The sequence below is a fragment of the Microbacterium sp. BK668 genome (genome assembly GCF_004362195.1).
Taxonomy (GTDB): domain Bacteria; phylum Actinomycetota; class Actinomycetes; order Actinomycetales; family Microbacteriaceae; genus Microbacterium.
This window is the reverse complement of sequence record NZ_SNWG01000004.1, coordinates 1-19557: the sequence shown is the minus strand read 5'-3', so window position 1 is coordinate 19557 and position 19557 is coordinate 1. Positions and strand designations below refer to the sequence as shown.

Annotated in this window: 17 protein-coding genes; 9 read left to right on the top strand and 8 right to left on the bottom strand. The window is 69.2% G+C overall.

From position 1 onward, the window contains the following. The first annotated feature begins 49 nt into the window (after positions 1-49). The 4 genes from EV279_RS16420 (at position 50) to EV279_RS16405 (ending at position 4912) form a co-directional block, all read left to right on the top strand. Positions 50-1318: an extracellular solute-binding protein gene (locus tag EV279_RS16420; RefSeq protein ID WP_243728663.1), complete on the top strand. Its 1269-nt coding sequence runs from the start codon at positions 50-52 to the stop codon at positions 1316-1318. A 21-nt stretch (positions 1319-1339) separates the two neighbouring features. Next, entirely contained in the window at positions 1340-2275 is a 936-nt protein-coding gene (locus EV279_RS16415) for a sugar ABC transporter permease (RefSeq protein ID WP_133545972.1), read from the top strand. Positions 2276-2367: 92 nt separating this feature from the next. Continuing rightward, the gene (locus EV279_RS16410; protein WP_243728667.1) at positions 2368-3189 is read left to right on the top strand and encodes a carbohydrate ABC transporter permease; all 822 of its coding nucleotides are present in this window, start codon (positions 2368-2370) and stop codon (positions 3187-3189) included. Between the two features lie 4 nt (positions 3190-3193). Continuing rightward, entirely contained in the window at positions 3194-4912 is a 1719-nt protein-coding gene (locus EV279_RS16405) for a glycoside hydrolase family 13 protein (RefSeq protein WP_133545968.1), read from the top strand. A 70-nt stretch (positions 4913-4982) separates the two neighbouring features. On the opposite strand, the gene EV279_RS16400 is transcribed toward EV279_RS16405, so the two are convergent. The 5 genes from EV279_RS16400 to EV279_RS16380 form a co-directional block, all read right to left on the bottom strand. After that, a complete protein-coding gene (locus EV279_RS16400) occupies positions 4983-5756 on the bottom strand; it encodes an SURF1 family cytochrome oxidase biogenesis protein (protein ID WP_133546091.1) in 774 nt (257 codons plus the stop codon). Between the two features lie 110 nt (positions 5757-5866). Continuing rightward, positions 5867-6985 (bottom strand): GuaB3 family IMP dehydrogenase-related protein, encoded by a 1119-nt coding sequence (locus tag EV279_RS16395; RefSeq protein WP_133546089.1) that lies wholly within the window; start codon positions 6983-6985, stop codon positions 5867-5869. Positions 6986-7148: 163 nt separating this feature from the next. After that, the gene (locus EV279_RS16390; protein ID WP_133545966.1) at positions 7149-8837 is read right to left on the bottom strand and encodes an ATP-binding cassette domain-containing protein; all 1689 of its coding nucleotides are present in this window, start codon (positions 8835-8837) and stop codon (positions 7149-7151) included. 209 nt (positions 8838-9046) lie between these two features. Next, positions 9047-9331: a DUF2277 domain-containing protein gene (locus EV279_RS16385; RefSeq protein ID WP_133545964.1), complete on the bottom strand. Its 285-nt coding sequence runs from the start codon at positions 9329-9331 to the stop codon at positions 9047-9049. Positions 9332-9371: 40 nt separating this feature from the next. Further along, the gene (locus tag EV279_RS16380; RefSeq protein WP_243728662.1) at positions 9372-9956 is read right to left on the bottom strand and encodes a TetR/AcrR family transcriptional regulator; all 585 of its coding nucleotides are present in this window, start codon (positions 9954-9956) and stop codon (positions 9372-9374) included. Between the two features lie 138 nt (positions 9957-10094). On the opposite strand from EV279_RS16380, the gene EV279_RS16375 reads away from it, so the two are divergent. Continuing rightward, on the top strand, positions 10095-11597 hold the full coding sequence (locus EV279_RS16375) for a DHA2 family efflux MFS transporter permease subunit (RefSeq protein ID WP_243728661.1): 1503 nt from the start codon (positions 10095-10097) through the stop codon (positions 11595-11597). A gap of 79 nt (positions 11598-11676) precedes the next feature. Here EV279_RS16375 and EV279_RS16370 read toward each other — a convergent pair whose 3' ends face one another. The 3 genes from EV279_RS16370 to guaB form a co-directional block, all read right to left on the bottom strand. After that, positions 11677-12315: a TMEM175 family protein gene (locus tag EV279_RS16370; protein WP_133545962.1), complete on the bottom strand. Its 639-nt coding sequence runs from the start codon at positions 12313-12315 to the stop codon at positions 11677-11679. 132 nt (positions 12316-12447) lie between these two features. After that, entirely contained in the window at positions 12448-13308 is an 861-nt protein-coding gene (locus EV279_RS16365; RefSeq protein ID WP_133545960.1) for a DUF559 domain-containing protein, read from the bottom strand. A gap of 206 nt (positions 13309-13514) precedes the next feature. Further along, positions 13515-15017 (bottom strand): IMP dehydrogenase, encoded by a 1503-nt coding sequence (guaB, locus tag EV279_RS16360; RefSeq protein WP_133545958.1) that lies wholly within the window; start codon positions 15015-15017, stop codon positions 13515-13517. 296 nt (positions 15018-15313) lie between these two features. Between guaB and EV279_RS16355 the strand changes: the two genes are divergently transcribed. The 4 genes from EV279_RS16355 to EV279_RS16340 all read left to right on the top strand — a co-directional run bounded on the left by EV279_RS16355 (position 15314) and on the right by EV279_RS16340 (position 19521). Continuing rightward, entirely contained in the window at positions 15314-16642 is a 1329-nt protein-coding gene (locus EV279_RS16355; RefSeq protein ID WP_208109593.1) for a branched-chain amino acid ABC transporter permease, read from the top strand. A 2-nt stretch (positions 16643-16644) separates the two neighbouring features. Next, positions 16645-17622, top strand: a complete 978-nt coding sequence (locus EV279_RS16350) for a branched-chain amino acid ABC transporter permease (protein WP_133545956.1) — start codon at positions 16645-16647, stop codon at positions 17620-17622. Positions 17623-17878: 256 nt separating this feature from the next. Beyond that, positions 17879-18754, top strand: coding sequence for an ABC transporter ATP-binding protein (locus tag EV279_RS16345; protein WP_208109594.1), 876 nt, complete (start codon positions 17879-17881; stop codon positions 18752-18754). A 2-nt stretch (positions 18755-18756) separates the two neighbouring features. Then, positions 18757-19521, top strand: coding sequence for an ABC transporter ATP-binding protein (locus EV279_RS16340; protein WP_133546081.1), 765 nt, complete (start codon positions 18757-18759; stop codon positions 19519-19521). Positions 19522-19557: the final 36 nt, after the last annotated feature.

The window sequence follows — 19557 nt, the reverse complement described above, 5'->3', positions numbered from 1 at the left end:
AATAGCCGAACCAATAGCGTCTTTCCCGACGGGCAGAAGGGACGATGAAGTGCCTGCAGCTGGAAATCGACCGATTCGAATAGGAGGGCTTCTCCTCTCGCTCGCCCTCGTCGGCGGCGGCCTCGCGGGCTGCAGCTCGGACGGCCGGGAGACCGTCCGGTTCGCGTTCGCGAAACCCGAGGCCATCCCGTACATGCGGGAGCTGGTGAAGACCTACAACGCGTCTCAGGACGAAGTGAACGTCATCCTCGACACGTCCGGAGTGGACGCCTTCTCGGCCGGTTTCGTGCGGGGAGACCCGCCGGACATCGGGCTGAACAACTACAACCAGGAGACGGCGCGCTTCATCCAGCGCTGCGCGATGTCGGACATCTCCGACACGCAGGCGGCTCAGAGCGTGCGCGAGGATCTGAAGCCCTTCATGGACCAGTTCGGCGTGTGTCCGGGCCGCACGAGCGCGATCCCGTACTCGATCATGGGCGCGGCGGTCATCTACAACGTGCAGATCTTCGAGGACAACGACCTGGAAGTGCCGACGACGTGGGACGAGCTGATCGAGGTCTGCGAGACGCTCGAGGCAGCGGGGGTCACCCCGTTCTACGCGACCTTCGCCGACAACTGGACCATCGGGCAGGGATGGTACGACTACAGCGTCGGCGGCATGATCGACACGCTCGCCTTCTTCGAGGACCTCGCGGAAGAGGGTGTGAACGTCGGCCCCGACTCCCCCGTCTCGTTCCAGAAGGATCAGGCCGAGCCCGTCGACAAGATGCTCGAACTGGCGCAGTACGTCAACAGCGACGCTCCCAGCCGCACCTACGGGGACGGCAACACGGCGATGGCCAAGGGCGAGGGCGCGATGTACATGCAGGGCCCGTGGGCGTTCGGCGAGATCGCCAAGGCGGCCCCCGACCTCGAGCTCGGGATGTTCCCCCTGCCGGTGACGAACGACCCGGACGACCTCAAGGCGCGCATCAACATGGACCTCGCCGCGTGGATCCCCGAGGCCTCCGAGCACAAGGAAGCCGCACGGGAGTTCCTCGAGTACCTCTACCAGCCGGAGATCATCCAGTCGTACAACGAATCGCAGCTGGGCTTCCTGCCCACGAAGAACGCGCCGCCGGTGACGGACCCGCGCATCATCGGCCTCCAGGAGTACATCGACGCCGGCGAGATGTACCAGGGTTCGACGCAGCTCGTGCCCCGAGCCATCCCGATCATGAACTACACGCAGGCCATCATGCTAGGCAGCGATCCGCAGCGGATCCTCAGCAACATCGACGCCGACTACGCGCGGCTCGCTTACCGACAGCAGTGACCGGGAACGAAGGAGTCCCCCATGGCAACCACCACGACTGCGGCGACCACGACGACGATCGTCACGCAGAATAGGCGACGATCGGGACAGGCGCGGCCCCGAGGCCGCGTCGACGGCCTCTACTACTGGTTCCTGATCCCCACCCTGGTCCTGTTCACGCTGGCGATCACCGTGCCGGCCGTGATCGGCATCTTCTTCAGCTTCACGAACTCCATCGGCCTCGGCGAGTGGAAGTTCATCGGGCTGACGAACTACATCTCCATGTGGAGCGACCCGCTCATCCTCCAGAGCTACCTCTTCACATTTGGGTTCTCGCTCGTCACGGTCGTGGCCGTGAACGTCATCGCTCTGCTGCTGGCGGTGGGGCTGACGTCGCAGATCCGGCTGAAGACACCGCTGCGGACGATCTTCGTGATCCCGATGGTGATCTCGGCGATCATCATCGCCTTCGTCTTCAAGTTCCTGTTCTCCAACTCGCTGCCGGCCTTCGGGACGATCTCCGGCATCGCCTGGCTGCAGGAGAGCATCCTGGCCAAGCCGGACTGGGCGTGGCTGGCGATCGTGATCGTCACCGCCTGGCAGGCGATCCCGGGCGCCCTGCTCATCTACATCGCGGGTCTTCTCTCGATTCCCGGGGACGTCTACGAAGCGGCCGACATCGACGGGGCCTCCAAGTTCCAGCAGCTCACGCGCATCACGATCCCGCTCATGGTGGGGTACATCGTGATCAACGTGATCCTGGGCTTCAAGGGATTCCTGAACGCGTACGACGTCATCAAAGGCCTCACCGGCGGCGGTCCCGGCACCTCGACGTACAGCATCGCCATGACGGTCGTCTCCGGACTCACGACGGGCGACTACGCCTACCAGATGGCCAACGCGACCGTCTTCTTCATCATCACGCTGCTCATCGCCCTCCTCCAGCTCTCGATCACGCGCGGAAGGAACTCCCTCTGATGTCTGTGCAACCAGCCCTCGTCGTCGAAACGGTCGAGGCCACCGAGGTACTCGAGGGCGTCGCGCCGCAGCGCTCCTCGAGCCGGGTCCGCATGGAGCGGGTCAACTGGACCGCGACCATCATCCTGGTCCTGTGCGCGATCACGGTCATCCTGCCGCTTTACGTCACCGTCATGATGGCGTTCAAGACCAGCGAGCAAGCGGTGGACGGGAACGCATTCTCGCTGCCCTCGCCCTGGAGCATCGAGGGGTTCGTGACAGCCTGGAACCTCACCAACTTCCCGATGGGCGCGGCGATGTCGGTGCTGGTGACGGCGGGCGTCGTGACGGCGACGATCTTCCTCGCGGCGTTCGCCTCGTACGCGATCGTCCGCAACTGGGACCGCAAGCTCTTCCGGTTCTCGTTCTTCTACCTGCTCGCGGCGATGTTCATCCCGTTCCCGGTGGTCGCGTTGCCGCAGGTGCAGATGACGGGGCTCGTCGGGCTGGCCAACCCCGCCGGCGTGATCATCCTCGCGACGATGTTCCAGCTGAGCTTCAGTGTGCTGCTGTTCACGGCCTTCCTCCGCTCGATCCCGTTCGAGCTGGAGGAGAGCGCGCGCATCGACGGCGCCACCACCTGGCAGACCTTCTGGCACATGATCTTCCCGCTCTTGTCGCCGATGAGCGCGACGATCGGCATCTTCGCGTTCCTCTACGCGTGGAACGACTTCATGATGCCCTCGCTGATCATCGCCGACCCGGCCCTGCAGACCCTGCCGGTGCTCAACTCGCTCTTCCAGTCGCAGTTCAGCAACAACTACAACGTCGCCTTCGCGTCCTATCTGATGGCCATGGCTCCGGCGATCATCGTCTACCTGTTCACCCAGCGATGGGTGATGGAGGGCGTGACCCAGGGCGCGGTGAAGGGCTGATCCGGTGACGACGACGGAAGGCGTTTCCACGAAGAGCCGTGCCGTGCCGGAAGAGGGGCCCCCGTGGTGGCGCCAGGCGGCGGTGTACCAGGTCTACCCGCGCAGCTTCGCCGATGCGGACGGTGACGGGCTCGGCGATCTGCCGGGAGTGACGTCCCGGGTCGACTACCTCGCCGAGCTCGGCATCGACGCGGTGTGGCTGAGCCCGTTCTATCCCTCCGAACTGGCCGACGGCGGCTACGACGTGGCGGATTACCGCGACGTCGACCCGCGTCTGGGAACCCTCGCCGACTTCGACGCGATGACCGAGGCGCTGCACGCACGAGGCATCAAGGTCGTCGTCGACATCGTCCCCAATCACACCTCGGATCAGCACGCGTGGTTCCGAGAGGCCCTCGCCGCCGGTCCGGGCTCGGCGGCGCGGGATCGGTACATCTTCCGCGATGGGAAGGGAGCCGATGGACAGGAGCCGCCGACCGACTGGGAGTCCCTGTTCGGCGGCTCGGCGTGGGAGCGCGTTCCCGACGGACAGTGGTATCTGCACCACTTCGCCGTGGAGCAGCCGGACCTCAACTGGGACAACGAGGACGTCCGCGCCGACTTCGTGCGCACCATCCGCTTCTGGTCCGACCGAGGGGTGGACGGGTTCCGCATCGATGTCGCCCACATGCTGACCAAGGACCTCACCGAACCCCTTCCCTCGCGCGACGAACTCGCCGCCATGCCCGTGGACGGGCAGCACCCCGTGCTCGACCGCGACGACGTGCACGAGATCTACGCCGAATGGCGAAGCGTCTTCAACGAGTACGACCCGCCGCGCACCGCGGTGGCCGAAGCGTGGGTGGACCCCTCCCGCGTGCCGCTCTACGCGAGTCCCGAGAGCCTCGGACAGGCCTTCAACTTCGAGCTGCTCGAGGCGGACTTCGACGCCGACCAGTTCCGCCGCATCGTGACCGACAACCTCGCCCTCGCGGCGAAGTCCGGGTCGTCGACCACGTGGGTGCTGTCGAACCACGACGTCGTCCGGCACGCCACCCGGTACGGCCTGCCCGATCCGGGGCGCGGCGCCGACGGCCGGCCCGCCCGCCGGCACGGCAACGAGTGGCTGCTGTCGGGCGGCGCGCAGCCGGTCCTCGACCGCTCGCGCGGACTCCGGCGGGCTCGGGCCGCCGCGCTGTTCGTCCTCGCGCTGCCCGGCGCTGCCTACCTGTACCAGGGCGAGGAGCTGGGCCTGCACGAGGTCGCCGAGATCCCGGAGGCGCAGCGCCAGGATCCGACCTTCTTCCGCCGGCCCGGGGAAGACCTGGGGAGGGATGGATGCCGCGTCCCGCTGCCCTGGACCGCTTCGGGATCATCCTTCGGCTTCGGTGGCGGCGGCGCGCACCTGCCTCAGCCCGACTGGTTCGGGGAGCTCGCCGTGGATGTGCAGGAGCACGATCCGCACTCCACCCTCCGGCTCTACCGGCGGGCGCTCCGGTGGCGCCATCGACTGCAGACGGACGAAGAGCTGGAGTGGCAGGACACCGGGCGACCCGACGTGCTCTCGTTCCGCAGGCCCAACGGATGGCTCGTGGTCACGAACTTCGGCACGGATGATTACGCGCTCGATGCGCCGGAGGCGATCCTCACGAGCGACGATGCGCCGATCGGGGTCGTGCCCGCCGAGACGACGGTGTGGATCTGGAGCGACCAGCCGCAGGACGCCGACGGCGACGCACGCTGACCGCGGCCGCTCCGGCTCGGACTCGACCGTCCCGCCGGACCGGGTTGGCGCAGACTCGCGCCGGTCCGCGTCAGGCCGTGGCGTCGCGGTCCTCCATCTCCTCGACCTCCTTCTCCCAGGCATCCTTCGCCAGGCGATACCACAGGTAGAAGGCGAAGCCGGCGAAGACCGCCCACTCGACCGCGTAGAAGATGTTGAGCCAGTTGACCCGCGATCCTTCGTCGGGCGGCGGGGAGGAGATGTCGTCGAGTCCCCCCGGCGCGGTCTGCGACGCGATGTACGGGCGGTAGACGTCGAGGCCCTCGGTGTCGTGCCACCAGCTGAGCAGCGCCGCCGGCGACATGCGGGTCATCGTCTGCGGATCGCTCCCCCGCGGAGGAGGCAGCGGGCCCTCGTCGGCGATGAGCCGACCGACCACCGTGACGGTCTCGGCCGACGGCGCCGCGGCATCCTGATCCAGCTGCTCGGCGGCGCGCCGGGCGGCCTCGGCGGTCGGCGCCCAGCCGACGGCCACGGCGACCGAGGTCGGTGCGGCGGGGTCGGCGAGCCGCAGCTGGCCGGTCACCCAGTACCCCTCGACCCCGTCGTTGAAGCGCGACTCGACGAGGAGGAAGTCGCCGGGCACCCATCGGCCCGAGGTCTCGACGAGCTGCCCGACCAGGGGCTCGGGCAGGTACTCGCCGGGCTCCGTCACCTCCGCCAGCGGCCGGACGACCTCGGTCGCGCCGGGAGGGGTGGGATCGGTGTCGATCGCCCGGCTGAGCTGCCATTGGCCGAGCCACGCGAAGATCCCCGCCACGACGAGGCACAGGCCGAGCATCGCGATCCAGCGTGGCCGGAGCATGACCTCGCGGAGGGTCGGCGGGAAGACCTCGGGCTCGCCGTCCTCGGAGAGCTCGTGGCGTTTCGTCTCGCTGCGCTCGCTCGACGACCGGTGTGGGGGCGTGGGGTCCGTCATCCGCCGCTGTAGGGCGCCACGACGACCTCGACGCGCTGGAACTCCTTGAGGTCGGAGTAGCCGGTCGTTGCCATGGACTTGCGAAGCGCGCCGATGAGGTTCGCCGTGCCGTCGGCGACGGGCGCCGGTCCGTAGAGCACCGACTCGAGGTTCACGAGCTGGTCGACCCTCATGCGGTGACCCCGCGGGAGCTTGGCGTGGTGCGCCTCGGGTCCCCAATGGAAGCCCTGGCCCGGGGCATCCGTCGCCCGCGCGAGCGCGACACCGAGCATGACGGCGTCGGCGCCCATCGCGAGCGCCTTGACGATGTCGCCCGAGGTGCCGACTCCGCCGTCGGCGATGACGTGGACGTACCGCCCGCCCGACTCGTCGAGGTAGTCGCGGCGGGCGCCGGCGACGTCGGCGACGGCCGTCGCCATGGGTGCGTGCACGCCGAGAGTGGCACGGGTGGTGGATGCTGCGCCTCCGCCGAACCCGACGAGCACGCCGGCGGCACCCGTGCGCATGAGGTGCAGCGCCGCCGTGTAGGTGGCGGCACCGCCGACGATGACGGGGACGTCGAGGTCGTAGATGAACTTCTTGAGGTTCAGCGGCTGGTCGACCGACGAGACGTGCTCGGCCGAGACCGTGGTGCCGCGGATCACGAAGAGGTCGACGCCGGCGGCGACGACCGTCTCGTATAGCTCCTGCGTGCGCTGCGGCGTCAGGGCGCCCGCGACGGTGACCCCGGCGTCGCGGATCTCGGCGAGACGATCGCGCACGAGCTCGGGCTTGATCGGCTCGGAGTACAGCTCCTGCATGCGCGCGGTCGCCGCCTCGTCGGAGAGCGAGGCGATCTCCGCGAGGAGCGGCTCGGGGTCGTCGTACCGGGTCCACAGGCCCTCGAGGTCCAGCACGCCGAGCCCGCCGAGCTGGCCGAGCATGATGGCCGTGCGCGGACTCATGACCGAGTCCATCGGAGCGCCGAGCACCGGGATGGCGAACTGGAACGCGTCGATCGACCAGGCGGTCGAGACATCCTCGGGATTGCGGGTGCGGCGCGAGGGCACCACCGCGATGTCGTCGAACGCGTACGCCCGACGGGCGCGCTTGGCGCGGCCGAGCTCGATGTCCATGCTCACGGTCCCAGCCTACCGGTGACCCTTTCCACGCCTCTGATCCACGGTCGTCGAGCCAGCGGAGCGAGTCTGCTCGGCGACCGATGCACCGGTCGTCGAGCGAGCGAAGCGAGACGGAACGCGCCGAGCCTGCGGGCGGCCTCGGCCTGCGCGGGCGGCGTCAGCGGGCGCGCGCCACTCGGCCCTCGTCCCACACCGGTTCCGGCGCCTCCCGTACGCGGCCGTCTGCGCCGAAGACGAGGAACCGGTCGAACGACCGTGCGAACCACCGGTCGTGCGTGACGCTCACGACCGTCCCCTCGAACCGCGCGAGCGCCTCCTCGAGCGCCTCGGCGGAGACGAGGTCGAGATTGTCCGTCGGCTCGTCCAGGAGCAGCAGCGTCGCGCCCGAGAGCTCCAGCAGCAGGATCTGGAAGCGGGCCTGCTGGCCGCCCGAGAGCGTGTCGAACGCCTGCTCCGCCTGGCGGACGAGCCCGTAGCGGTCGAGGGCGGAGCTCGCCGCATCCCGAGGCATGCCGGACCTCTCGGCATCGCCGCGATGCAGGATGTCGAGAAGGGTGCGGCCGGAGAACTCGGGATGCCGGTGGGTCTGCGCGAACCAGCCGGGCACGACCCGCGCGCCGAGGATAGCCCGGCCCGAGTGCGGCACGGGTTCCAGACCCGCCCCGACGGTCGTCACGTGGCCGAGCCGCGCATCGGGGTCGGTGCCGCCGCGGGCGAGGAGCCGGAGGAAGTGCGATTTGCCCGATCCGTTGGACCCGAGGACCGCCACGCGGTCGCCGAACCACACCTCGAGGTCGAAGGGCTGCATGAGGCCGGTGAGCTCCAGACGCTCCGCCACGACGGCGCGCTTTCCCGTCCGGGATCCGCGCAGGCGCAGCGCGAGCTCCTGCTCGGGCGGCCGCTCCTCGGGCGGGCCGGCGTCCTCGAAGCGGCGCAGCCGGGTCTGGGCCGCGCGGTACCGCGACGCGAAGCCGTCGTTGGCGGCGGCCTTGACCTTGAGGTCGGCGACGAGCGCCTTGAGCTTGGCGTGCTGCTCGTCCCAGCGGCGGCGCAGCTCGTCGAGGCGCAGCATCCGCTCCTCGCGTGCTCGGTGATACGTCGCGAAGCCGCCGCCGTGCACCCAGGCGGAGCTGCCGGCGGGGCTCGCTTCGAGCGTCACGATGCGGTCGGCGCCACGGGCGAGCAGCTCGCGGTCGTGCGAGACGAGGAGCACGGTCTTCGGCGTCTCGCGCAGGCGCTCCTCGAGCCAGCGCTTGCCCGGGACGTCGAGGTAGTTGTCGGGCTCGTCGAGCAGCAGCACCTCGTCGGGGCCGCGAAGCAGCGCCTCGAGCGCGAGACGCTTCTGCTCGCCGCCCGAGAGGGTCGAGAGGTCGCGGAACCGGGCACGGGAGTACGGGATGCCGAGCGCGGCGATCGTGCAGGTGTCCCAGACCGTCTCGTGCTCGTAGCCGCCGGCCTCGGCGTAGTCGGCGAGCGCGGTCGCGTACGCCATCTGCGCCTCGAGGTCGTCGTGCTCGATCAGGGCGTTCTCGGCCGCCTCGAGCCGCCGCGCGGCCGCGGCGATGCGGGCGGGCGCGACCTCGACCAGCAGATCGTGCACGGTCTGGTCGGCGCCGCCGTGGCCGATGAACTGGTCCATGACGCCGAGGCCGCCGCCGATCGAGATGGATCCCTGATCGGGCGGGACCTCGCCGCGGATCATCCGCAGGAGCGTGGTCTTGCCGGCGCCGTTGGCGCCGATGAGCGCCGTCGTCGACCCCGCGCCGACGCGGAACGACACGTCGTCGAGCAGCTGACGCCCGTCGGGCAGCGCGAGCGAGACGCCGTTGACGTCGATGTGCCCCACGTGTCCCTCCGTCCGCCCCGGCGAGCGCGGAGCCGACCAGCCTACCCCGTCGGCGTGGCCCACCGGAGCGTGAAGAGTCGAGGTCCGGGGGTCGAGTCGAGCTCCACCCGGGCTCGACTCGCCCCCGGAAGCTCGACTCGCGGGAAGAAGGGGCGCCGGGCGGGGTCGCGCCGAGCCGCGGCGGCGCGGCGGCGCCGGGCGGGGCGGGGTCAGGCCGCAGGAGCGGCGTAGCGGCCCGAGCGCACCGCGCGATCGCGCGCCTTCGCCGCCTCCTGCTCGCGGTTCTTCGGCGGCACCGTCGCGACGAGGTCGTCGAGGAGATGCTGCGTGATGTGCTCGATCTCGTGCACGGCGCGCTCGAAGGCCTCCGCATTCGCCTTCGACGGCTTCGTCGTGCCCGCGATCTTGCGGACGTACTGGAGCGCGGCGGCGTGCACTTCCTCGCTGGTCGCGGCCGGCTCGAAGTTGTGGAGGGTGTGGATGCTGCGGCACATGCCCCCGACGATACGCCCGCCCCCGCTCAGCCGACCAGGGTCACCAGGGCTCGTCTCCGCGCGGTGCGACGTCGAGGATGTGCGGCAGCTCCGTCGGAAAGCACGTGCGGAACAGCTCGGTGATGCTCGGGTCGGACCCGTAGTCGTCGACGAGGCGCATGCCGATCATGACGTTGATGAGCATCCCCTCGGCGAGGAACATGCGGGCCTCCTCGGCGTCGAGGCCCGCCTCCTCCCGGAAGAACCGCCAGACGGCCGCGAATCCGCGGCGGGCGGCGGGACCGATGACGGGGTGGCCGCCCAGCAGCCACGCGTGCGAAAGGGTCTGGTGCAGCCCGCGCACGGTCAGGAGGTCGACGTACGCCTGGCCGATCCGCTTCGAGACGGGTCGGTCGGACCCCTCCTCCTCCAGCGCCTCCCGGAACACCCGCATCAGCTCGTCCAGCGACTCCTGCATCGCGGCCAGGAACAGGCTCTCCTTCGACCCGAAGAGGCGGACGACGTAGGGCTGGCTGACGCCCGCCGTGCGCGCGACGTCATCCGTCGTCGTGCCCTCGTACCCGCGGGCGCCGAACACGGCGATGGCGGCTTGGATGATCTGCTCCCGACGCTCCTCGGAGCTCATCCGCCGGGCCGTGGTCTCCCGTCGTGACGCAGTCACCTGATGATCCGGACTCATGGTTGACATGTTATCAGTCGATTACTACATTGTCAGGGCAACCGAAGTAATCATTCGATTACAACTCATTCGAAGGAGCCTTCCGTGACCGCCGTGCTCACCCCCGCCCCGCCACGCAGACGCGCCTTCGGGCTCGTCGTCGCAGCGGCATCCGTCCCCATGTTCATGGCGACCCTCGACAACCTCGTGATGACCAACGCCCTCCCCGTGCTCCACACCGAGCTCGGGGCGAGCGTCGAGCAGCTGCAGTGGTTCGTCAACGCCTACACGCTCGCGTTCGCGAGCGCCATCCTCGTGGCCTCGGCGCTGGGCGACCGGTTCGGGCGTCGTACGGTCTTCATCGCGGGCATCATGATCTTCGGCGTCGGGTCGGTGCTCGCCGCGCTCAGCACCGATCCTGCGCAGCTCATCGCGGCGCGGGCGCTGCAGGGCTTCGGCGGCGCGGGCGTGATGCCGCTCTCCCTCGCTCTCATCTCGGGCGGGGTGGCGCCGGAGCGCCGACCTCTCGCGATCGGGATCTGGGGCGGCATCTCGGGCCTCGGCGTCGCGGTCGGCCCCCTCGTCGGCGGAGCCGTCATGGAGGGGTGGAACTGGCAGGCCATCTTCTGGATCAACATCCCCGTCGCGATCGTCGCCATCCCCTTCGCCTTCTTCGCGCTCAACAACGATTTCGGCGCCCGCGCCCGGGTCGACGTCGTCGGCGCCGTGCTGGCAGCGGTCGGCGTCCTCGCCCTCGTGCACGCCATCGTCCGCGGCAACGACGACGGATGGTCGTCGGCCGGCGTGATCGCCGAGATCGCGGTCGGCGCGGCGCTCCTCGTCGCATTCGTGCTCTGGCAGCTCCGGGCGAGCTCACCGCTCGTTCCACTGCGTCTCTTCCGCGACCGGTCGTTCACGCTCACGAACGTCGTCGGATTCGGGTTCAGCTTCGGCACGTTCGGCGCCGTCTTCATCCTCATCCAGTACATGCAGGTCGTGCAGGGCTCGACGCCGCTCGAGGCGGCTGTGCAGACGACGCCGTGGACGCTCGCGCCCATGTTCGTCGCCCCGATCGCGGGGATCATCGCACCCCGCGTCGGCACGCGCCTTCTCATGATCCTGGGCCTCGTGCTGCAGGGCGTGGCGCTGGCCTGGATCGGGCTGACGATGTCGGCGACCCTCGACTACGTCCAGCTCATCGCGCCGTTCATCCTCGCCGGCGTCGGCATGGGCCTTGTCTTCGCGCCCTCGGCCACCGCTCTCCTCACGACGCTCGGCGTGGTCGATCACGCCAAGGCGTCGGGCGTGAACTCCACGGTCCGCGAGATCGGCCTCGCCCTCGGCACCGCCGTCATGACCGCGGTCTTCGTCGGCGCGGGCGGCGCGCTGCAGCCCGACCTCTACGTCGACGCGGCCCGACCCGCCGTGCTCACGGGAGCGGCCGTGCTCTTCGTGGCCGCGCTGGCGGCGCTGTGGCTCCCCTCGGGCCGCGCCGCGCGTGAGGAGACGGACCGGGCGGATGCCTCGGCCACGAGCCCCGCGTCCTCGGCGCTTCCCAGGGAAGGTGTGGGGACGGTCGACCCCGACAAGGAGCTCGTCGGGGCCTGACCGCGCTCCGCCGACGATCACCGAGCAGGGCCCCGACGTGTCGGGGCTCTGCCCGTACCCGCCCCGGAGACGCGCCGCCTCAGTCTCCGGGCGTGACCCGCGTCCGTGAGCGGCGCTGGAGCACGCGTGTCAGGGGCTCGTTGAAGACGAACGCGAGAAAGCCCCAGGATCCGACCCACGGCGCGAGGACGACGGCGACCGCCGCGCAGATCACGGCGCTCAGCCCCGCCAGACCCTCCGCGTGGGCGTCGTCCTTCGCCTCGTCGCGGAGCAGATGTCCGTCGCGGGCCGAGGCCCATAGGAACGACAGGAAGCCGAGCAGGGCCGCGAAGAAGAAGTTGATGGGAAGCAGCATCCGTCCCGCGTAGAACTCCGAGTACTCGGCGACGAGGCTTGTCGTGAACGGGATCAGCACGATGAACAGCAGGCGGACGTTGTTCAGCCAGAGCAGCCCGCCGTCGACGCGGGCGATCTCGCGCCACTGCTGCAGATGGATGACCCACATCATGCTGAGCAGACCGAAGCTGATGACGAACGCCAGGAAGCTGTCGCGCATGTCGGCGAGCGCTTCCCACATCTCGGCGTCGCTGCCGATCCGCCCGAACGCGTTCGTCGTGAGGTCGAGCACGAGCAGCGTCGCGGCGATCGCGAAGACGCCGTCGGTGAAGGCCTCGACGCGCGTCGTCGAGAACGTCCGTGCCGGCTGCACCCTCGCCATGCCCTCAGGCTAGCGAGGGCGGCCGCCGTTGCCCCTTACGAACCTCGGAGAATCGGACGAAGTTCGGACCGACGGACCGGGAAACTCCGAACCTCGTGCGCAGCTCCGGAGTTCGCGTCTGGATGGCGGAGCTCAGCCGGCCGCGTGCAACCCCGCGGCGAGCGCGCGGCGGATGATCGCCTCGACGGCCGGCCAGTCATGGACGATCTGGGCGTAGCTGAATCGGAGGACGGTGTAGCCGCGGAGCCTGAGCTCTGCATCCTGTGCGAGGTCGCGGGTGCGCGCCGCGCTCGTCGAGTGGAACTCGAACCCGTCGATCTGCAGCACCAGACGCTCCCCGATGAGCAGATCGACGAGATGCCCCGCGATCTTGACCTGCTGCCGCACCCGGATGCCCCAGCGGGCGAGCGGCGCGACGACGAGCGTCTCCAGGCCGGAGTCGGAAAGGCCGGTGACCTCCTGCGCCAGCTCACGGGCGACCGGCCGCCGCCACTGGACTGATCGGAGGTACTCAGGAGCCAGCCGCTCGGTGCGGGCCGCCGACTCCCACAGCAGTCGGGCGACCTCGGGTGGCTGGCACACGGCGATGTGCGCAAGCGCGTCTTCGATGGTGCCGACAAGAACACGTCCGGGCGAGGGGGCGATCGGCTGCGTCCAGTGCAGGACCCCCTCCCAGTCCTGCCCGAGACGAGCGGACCCGGCGCGAGGATCGAGATGCAGGTGCGGGCGGGAGTCGATGGCCGGAGGCATCCACCACCCGCGCCGGCGCGCCAGCGAGACGCATGACACACGGCCACCGGCCCGCGCCGCGAGGACGAGGCCGGGATCGGCCGTCGGCAGCGCGATCCAGGCTCGCCGGATCAGCTCCGCCGACCCCGTCCGCACGAATGCCCGTATGCGGGTGACGGGGATCCCGGCGCGGACGAGCGCCTCGCGGTGCGCGATCCCGTCCCGGGCGGCCAGCCACGCGCCTATTCCTGCAGCGTCCACCATCCCGCGATCTTGGGCCGGGCGGGACGGCCCCCTCCACCGTCGGCGTCCGATCCGTGGATGGATGCCGCACCGCGGCTCCTGTCGAGGAGACGGCGCCGAGGCATCCCTCGACGAAGCTCGGAGGTGTGCACGAAGTTCGGACCGGAACGCACGAGAAGTCCGAATCTCGCGCGAATCTCCGAAGTCGCCGCAGGAGGCGAGGCCGCTCAGCGCTTGTAGTTCGGTGCCTCGACGACAATCTGCACGTCGTGCGGGTGCGACTCCTTGAGTCCTGCGGCGGTGATGCGGACGAACTTGCCCTTGGCCTTCAGCTCGTCGATGGTGCGCGCGCCGACGTAGAACATCGACTGACGCAGGCCCCCGACCAGCTGGTAGGCGACCGCCGACACGGGGCCGCGGTACGCGACCTGTCCCTCGATGCCCTCGGGGATGAGCTTGTCGTCGCTCGGGACGTCCGCCTGGAAGTACCGGTCCTTCGAGTACGAGGTCTTCTTGCCGCGCGTCTGCAGCGCACCGAGCGAGCCCATGCCGCGGTACTGCTTGAACTGCTTGCCGCCCTGGAAGACGATCTCACCCGGCGACTCGTCGGTGCCGGCGAGGAGCGAGCCGAGCATGACGGTGTCGGCACCGGCGACGAGCGCCTTGGCGATGTCGCCCGAGTACTGCAGACCGCCGTCGGCGATGACGGGGACGCCCGCTTCGCGCGCGGCGAGGGAGGCCTCATAGATCGCGGTCACCTGCGGCACACCCACACCGGCGACGACGCGCGTGGTGCAGATGGAGCCGGGGCCGACGCCGACCTTGACAGCATCCACCCCCGCGTCCACGAGCGCCTGGGCGCCCTCGCGCGTGGCGACATTGCCGCCGATGACGTCGATGTGGGAGAACGACGGGTCGCCCTTGAGGCGGCGGACCATGTCGAGGACGCCGGCCGACTGCCCGTTCGCGGTGTCGACGACGATGACGTCGACCCCCGCGTCACGCAGCGCCTCGGCGCGCTGCCAGGCGTCGCCGAAGAAGCCGATGGCGGCGCCGACGCGGAGGCGGCCGTGCTCGTCCTTGGTGGCGAGGGGGTACTTCTCGCTCTTGTCGAAGTCCTTGATGGTGATGAGGCCCGCGAGCGTGCCGTCCTCGTCGATGAGGGGCAGCTTCTCGACGCGGTGCTGCGCGAAGAGGGCGATGACCTCGCCGGCGCTGATGCCGACGCGCCCCGTCACGAGGTTCTCGGTCGTCATGACGTCGCGGACCTTCGTGGTCTGCCGCTCGAAGCCCGACACGAACCGCATGTCGCGGTTCGTCACGATCCCCACGAGGTGGTTGTCCTCGTCGATGACGGGCAGTCCCGAGATGCGGTACTGCGCGCACAGCGCGTCGACCTCCTCGATCGTGGCCTCGGGCGTCGTCGTGATGGGGTCGGTGATCATGCCGGACTCGCTGCGCTTGACGCGATCCACCATCGCCGCCTGCTCCTCGATGGACAGGTTGCGGTGGATGATGCCGATCCCGCCCTCGCGCGCGATGGCGATGGCCAGGCGCGCCTCGGTGACGGTGTCCATCGCGGCCGAGAGCAGAGGAGTGGCGACGGTGATCCGCCGCGTCACACGAGACGACGTGTCGGCCTCACTCGGGATGACGTCGGTGTGCCCGGGCAGCAGCAGGACGTCGTCGTACGTGAGTCCGACGAAGCCGAAGGGGTCGTTGTGCTCCATGGTTCTCCTGCGCGTGGCTCGCGCGTTGCTCGGGGTGGACGACGACGGCCGGTGCGCAGGGCGCGCCGTACTCGATTCTAAGCGGCGGAGCCTGGGAAACATTCCCGAGAGCAGGCCCCGCGGGGCACCGGCAGGGCGCCGATCGCGCGAGAGTCCGGGCGCTTCGTGCGCGAAACACGCGCGACACATTACGCTCGTACCGTCGTTCATCACGGCCGATGCGACCCGGAAGCTTCGGTGCGCTGTGCCGGACGGGAGGTTTTGTGGGTCCTACGACTGTGACCGCGGGGCGTTCGATGCGCTGGGTGGTTGTCGTCGCGGCTGCGCTGCTGGCAGCTGCGATGGTCTTCTTCTCATCGCCGGCGAGCGCCTTCGCGGCGGAAGCACCCGATACGCCCGGCGGTGATCAAGAGGCGACCGACTACTACTTCGGCGGCCGTATCGAGTTCGAGGGCGACCCCGTCCCCGATGTCGTGATCTCGATCTCGGGCAACGGCTTCGACGGAGAGACGGTGACGGATGCCGAGGGCCGCTGGCGCCTGTACGTCCCCGAGAAGGAGGACTACGTCATCACCGTCGACGAGGAGACGCTTCCGGAGGGCGTCATCGTCGACCCCGCACAGCTCCCCGAAACGCTCGAGCCGGTGCAGGGCACGACCGCGTCGTTCGAGGCATCCTTCGGTCTGACCAACACCGCGATCATCAACCTGTTCCTCGGCGAGGGCGAGCGCCAGACGCAGTCCTTCGCCGATCAGCTGCTCGTCCGCTTCGTGAACGGCCTCAACTTCGGCCTCCTGCTCGCCCTCGCGGCGATGGGCGCGGCGCTCATCTTCGGCACGACGGGCCTGTCGAACTTCGCCCACGGCGAGATGGTGACGTGGGGTGCCGTCGCAGCCCTGGTGTTCACGTCGTTCTGGAGCCTGCCGTTCTGGCTCGGCATCGCCCTCGCGATCGTCGCCGGCGGGCTCCTGGGACTCGCGCTCGATGCCGGGCTGTGGCGACCACTCCGGCGAAGAGGGCTCGGCGTCGTCCAGCTCATGATCGTGAGCATCGGCCTGTCCCTCGCACTGAGGTACACCTTCCAGTTCTTCATCGGCGGAGCGACGTACCAGCTGCCCGGCGCGAGCCCGCAGCCCATCCAGATCGGCCCGATCTCGCTGTCGTACATCGACCTGATCAGCATGGGCGTCTCGATCGTCGTGATCCTCGGAGTGGCGTACTTCCTCCTCGGCACCCGCATCGGCAAGGCGACGCGCGCGATCTCGGACAACCCGCAGCTGGCCTCGGCGTCGGGCATCAACGTCGACCGCGTCATCCGCATCGTCTGGATCCTCGCCGGTGCGCTCGCCGCCCTGTCCGGCATCCTGTGGGCGTACTTCCGGCCGGGTGTGCGGTGGGACATGGGCACGCAGATGCTGCTGCTGATCTTCGCGGCGATCACGCTCGGCGGTCTGGGGACGGCGTTCGGCGCCCTCCTCGGCTCGCTCATCGTCGGCATCGTGGTCGAGATGTCGACGCTGTGGATCCCGTCCGACCTCAAGTACGCCGGGGCGCTCGTCGTGCTGATCCTGATTCTGCTGATCAGACCTCAAGGTCTGCTCGGACGAAAAGAGAGGTTGGGCTAGCCATGGATTGGGGATCCATCTTCGGCAACACGCTGGGCTACCTGATCAGCCCGGTCACGATCGCGTACGCGCTCGCGGCCACCGGCCTGGCCGTGCACTTCGGCTTCGCGGGCCTGCTCAACTTCGGTATGGCCGGCTTCATGGCCCTCGGCAGCTACGGCTACGCGATCTCGATCCTGAGCTTCGGCGCCCCGTGGTGGCTCGGCATGATCGTCGGCATGATCATGGCGGCGCTGTTCGCCGTCCTGCTCGGCATCCCGACCCTGCGTCTGCGGGCCGACTACCTCGCCATCGTCACCATCGCCGCGGCCGAGATCGTGCGCCTGCTGTTCACGACGCAGGTGTTCGACGAGTGGACGAACTCGGCCGACGGCCTGGGCGGGTACCACGACAGCTTCCGGGCGGCGAACCCCTTCCCGCCCGGCACCTACGGCTTCGGCCCGTGGACGTTCAACGAAGTCGGCCTCTGGGTGCGCCTGTTCGGCCTCATCCTGCTCGGCCTGTCGATCCTGCTGGTGTGGTCGCTCATGCGCAGCCCCTGGGGCCGCGTGCTCAAGGGCATCCGCGAGGACGAGGACGCCGTCCGATCGCTCGGCAAGAACGTCTTCGCCTACAAGATGCAGGCCCTCGTCGTCGGTGGTGTCATCGGCGCCCTCGGCGGCATCGTCTACGTCCTGCCCTCGGCGGTCGTCCCGTCGAGCTACACGACGGCCCTCACGTTCTTCGTGTGGACCTGTCTGCTCCTCGGCGGTGCCGCCACGATCCTGGGTCCGTCGCTGGGCGCCGTGATCTTCTGGCTCGTGATGGCTCTGCTCGGCAACCTGCTCCCGGACCTCGCGACCGCCGGCATCCTGCCGATCAGCGACATCCAGGCGGGCACGCTGCGCTTCATCCTCGTCGGTGTCGCGCTCATGCTCCTTGTGATCTTCCGTCCCCAGGGCATCCTCGGCGACAAGAGGGAGATGACCTTTGTCAAGTAACAGCACCCCCAGCAACGACGGCCTGACGCCGGGCCCGGATCGGGATGCCTCGGCGCCCCGCCCGCACGAGGACCCCACCCCGCCCGACGTCGCCCGCGAAGCGGTGCCGAGCCACGAGCCGGCGGCGCCGGCCGCGGTGCCGACCGCCGCGCCGGCGTCGGAACCTGCACCCGTGACGGGAAGCGTCCGTCGTCCCAAGACGACCGGGCTCGCCAAGGGCGAGCCGACACCGGGCGTCGCGAAGGTCGACCCGATCATGGTCGTCGACAACGTGACGCGTCGTTTCGGCGGCTTGACCGCCGTCGACGTCGAGCACCTCGAGATCCCGCGGAACGCCATCACAGCGCTCATCGGACCCAACGGGGCCGGCAAGACGACGCTCTTCAACCTGCTGTGCGGCTTCGACAAGCCCAACTCGGGCACGTGGGAGTTCGACGGCAAGCGCCTGTCCGGCATCCCCGCGTTCAAGGTGGCGCGGATGGGGCAGGTCCGCACCTTCCAGCTGACGAAGGCGCTGTCGCTGCTCACGGTGCTCGAGAACATGAAGCTCGGAGCGACGGGCCAGCGCGGGGAACGGTTCTGGACGAGCTTCGTGCCGGGCTTCTGGCGCACGCAGGAGCGCGAGAACGAGCAGAAGGCCCGCGAGCTGCTCGCCCGCTTCAAGCTCGACGCGAAGGCCGACGACTTCGCCGCCTCGCTCTCCGGCGGTCAGCGCAAGCTCCTCGAGATGGCGCGCGCGCTCATGAGCGATCCGTCGTTCGTCATGCTCGACGAGCCGATGGCGGGCGTCAACCCGGCGCTCACCGAATCGCTCCTCGACCACATCCTCGACCTCAAGGACCTGGGGATGACCGTGCTCTTCGTCGAGCACGACATGCACATGGTCCGCCACATCGCCGACTGGGTCGTGGTCATGGCCGAGGGCAAGGTCGTCGCCGAGGGACCGCCCGACACCGTCATGGAGGATCAGGCCGTCATCGACGCGTACCTCGGCAGTCACCAGGACGTCGATCTCGGCGTCGTGACCGGCCGCATCGAGGGCGAGCTCGGCGCTGAGGGGCGCGAGCTCCTCGAGGAGATCCACGAGGAGCAGGAGCACTCGATCGACGAGGCGAACAAGGAGACCCGATGAGCATGCCTCAGGCCGCGGCCGCGCCGGCGGCGAAGTCCGACGAGATCGTCGTCGAGGTCAAAGACCTCCTGGCCGGCTACCTCCCGGGCATCAACATCATCAACAGCGCGAACCTCATCGCACGCAAGGGCGAGCTCGTGGGCATCATCGGCCCGAACGGCGCCGGCAAGTCGACGCTGCTGAAGTCGATCTTCGGGCTGGTCAAGGTGCGCGGAGGGGACATCACCGTCAACGGCGAGTCGATCGTGGGCCTGAAGGCCGACAAGCTCGTCAACCGCGGCGTCGCGTTCGTCCCGCAGACGAACAACGTCTTCCCCTCGCTGTCGATCGAGGAGAACCTCCAGATGGGGCTTTATCAGAACCCGAAGATCTACAGGGAACGCCTCGACTTCGTCACGGGCATCTTCGCCGAACTGGGCAAGCGCCTCAAGCAGCGGGCCGGCTCGCTCTCGGGCGGGGAGCGCCAGATGGTGGCGATGTCGCGCGCCCTCATGATGGACCCGTCGGTGCTCCTGCTCGACGAGCCGTCGGCCGGGCTCTCCCCCGTTCGCCAGGACGACGCGTTCATCCGCGTCTCGGACATCAACAAGGCGGGCGTGACGACGATCATGGTCGAGCAGAACGCACGTCGCTGCCTGCAGATCTGCGATCGCGGCTACGTGCTGGACCAGGGCCGCGACGCGTACGAGGGCACGGGACGCGACCTGCTCAACGACCCCAAGGTCATCGGCCTCTACCTCGGCACGCTGGGCGCCGACGGGGTCTGACTGGAACGAGTCCATACGAAGAAGAGCGGATGCGGC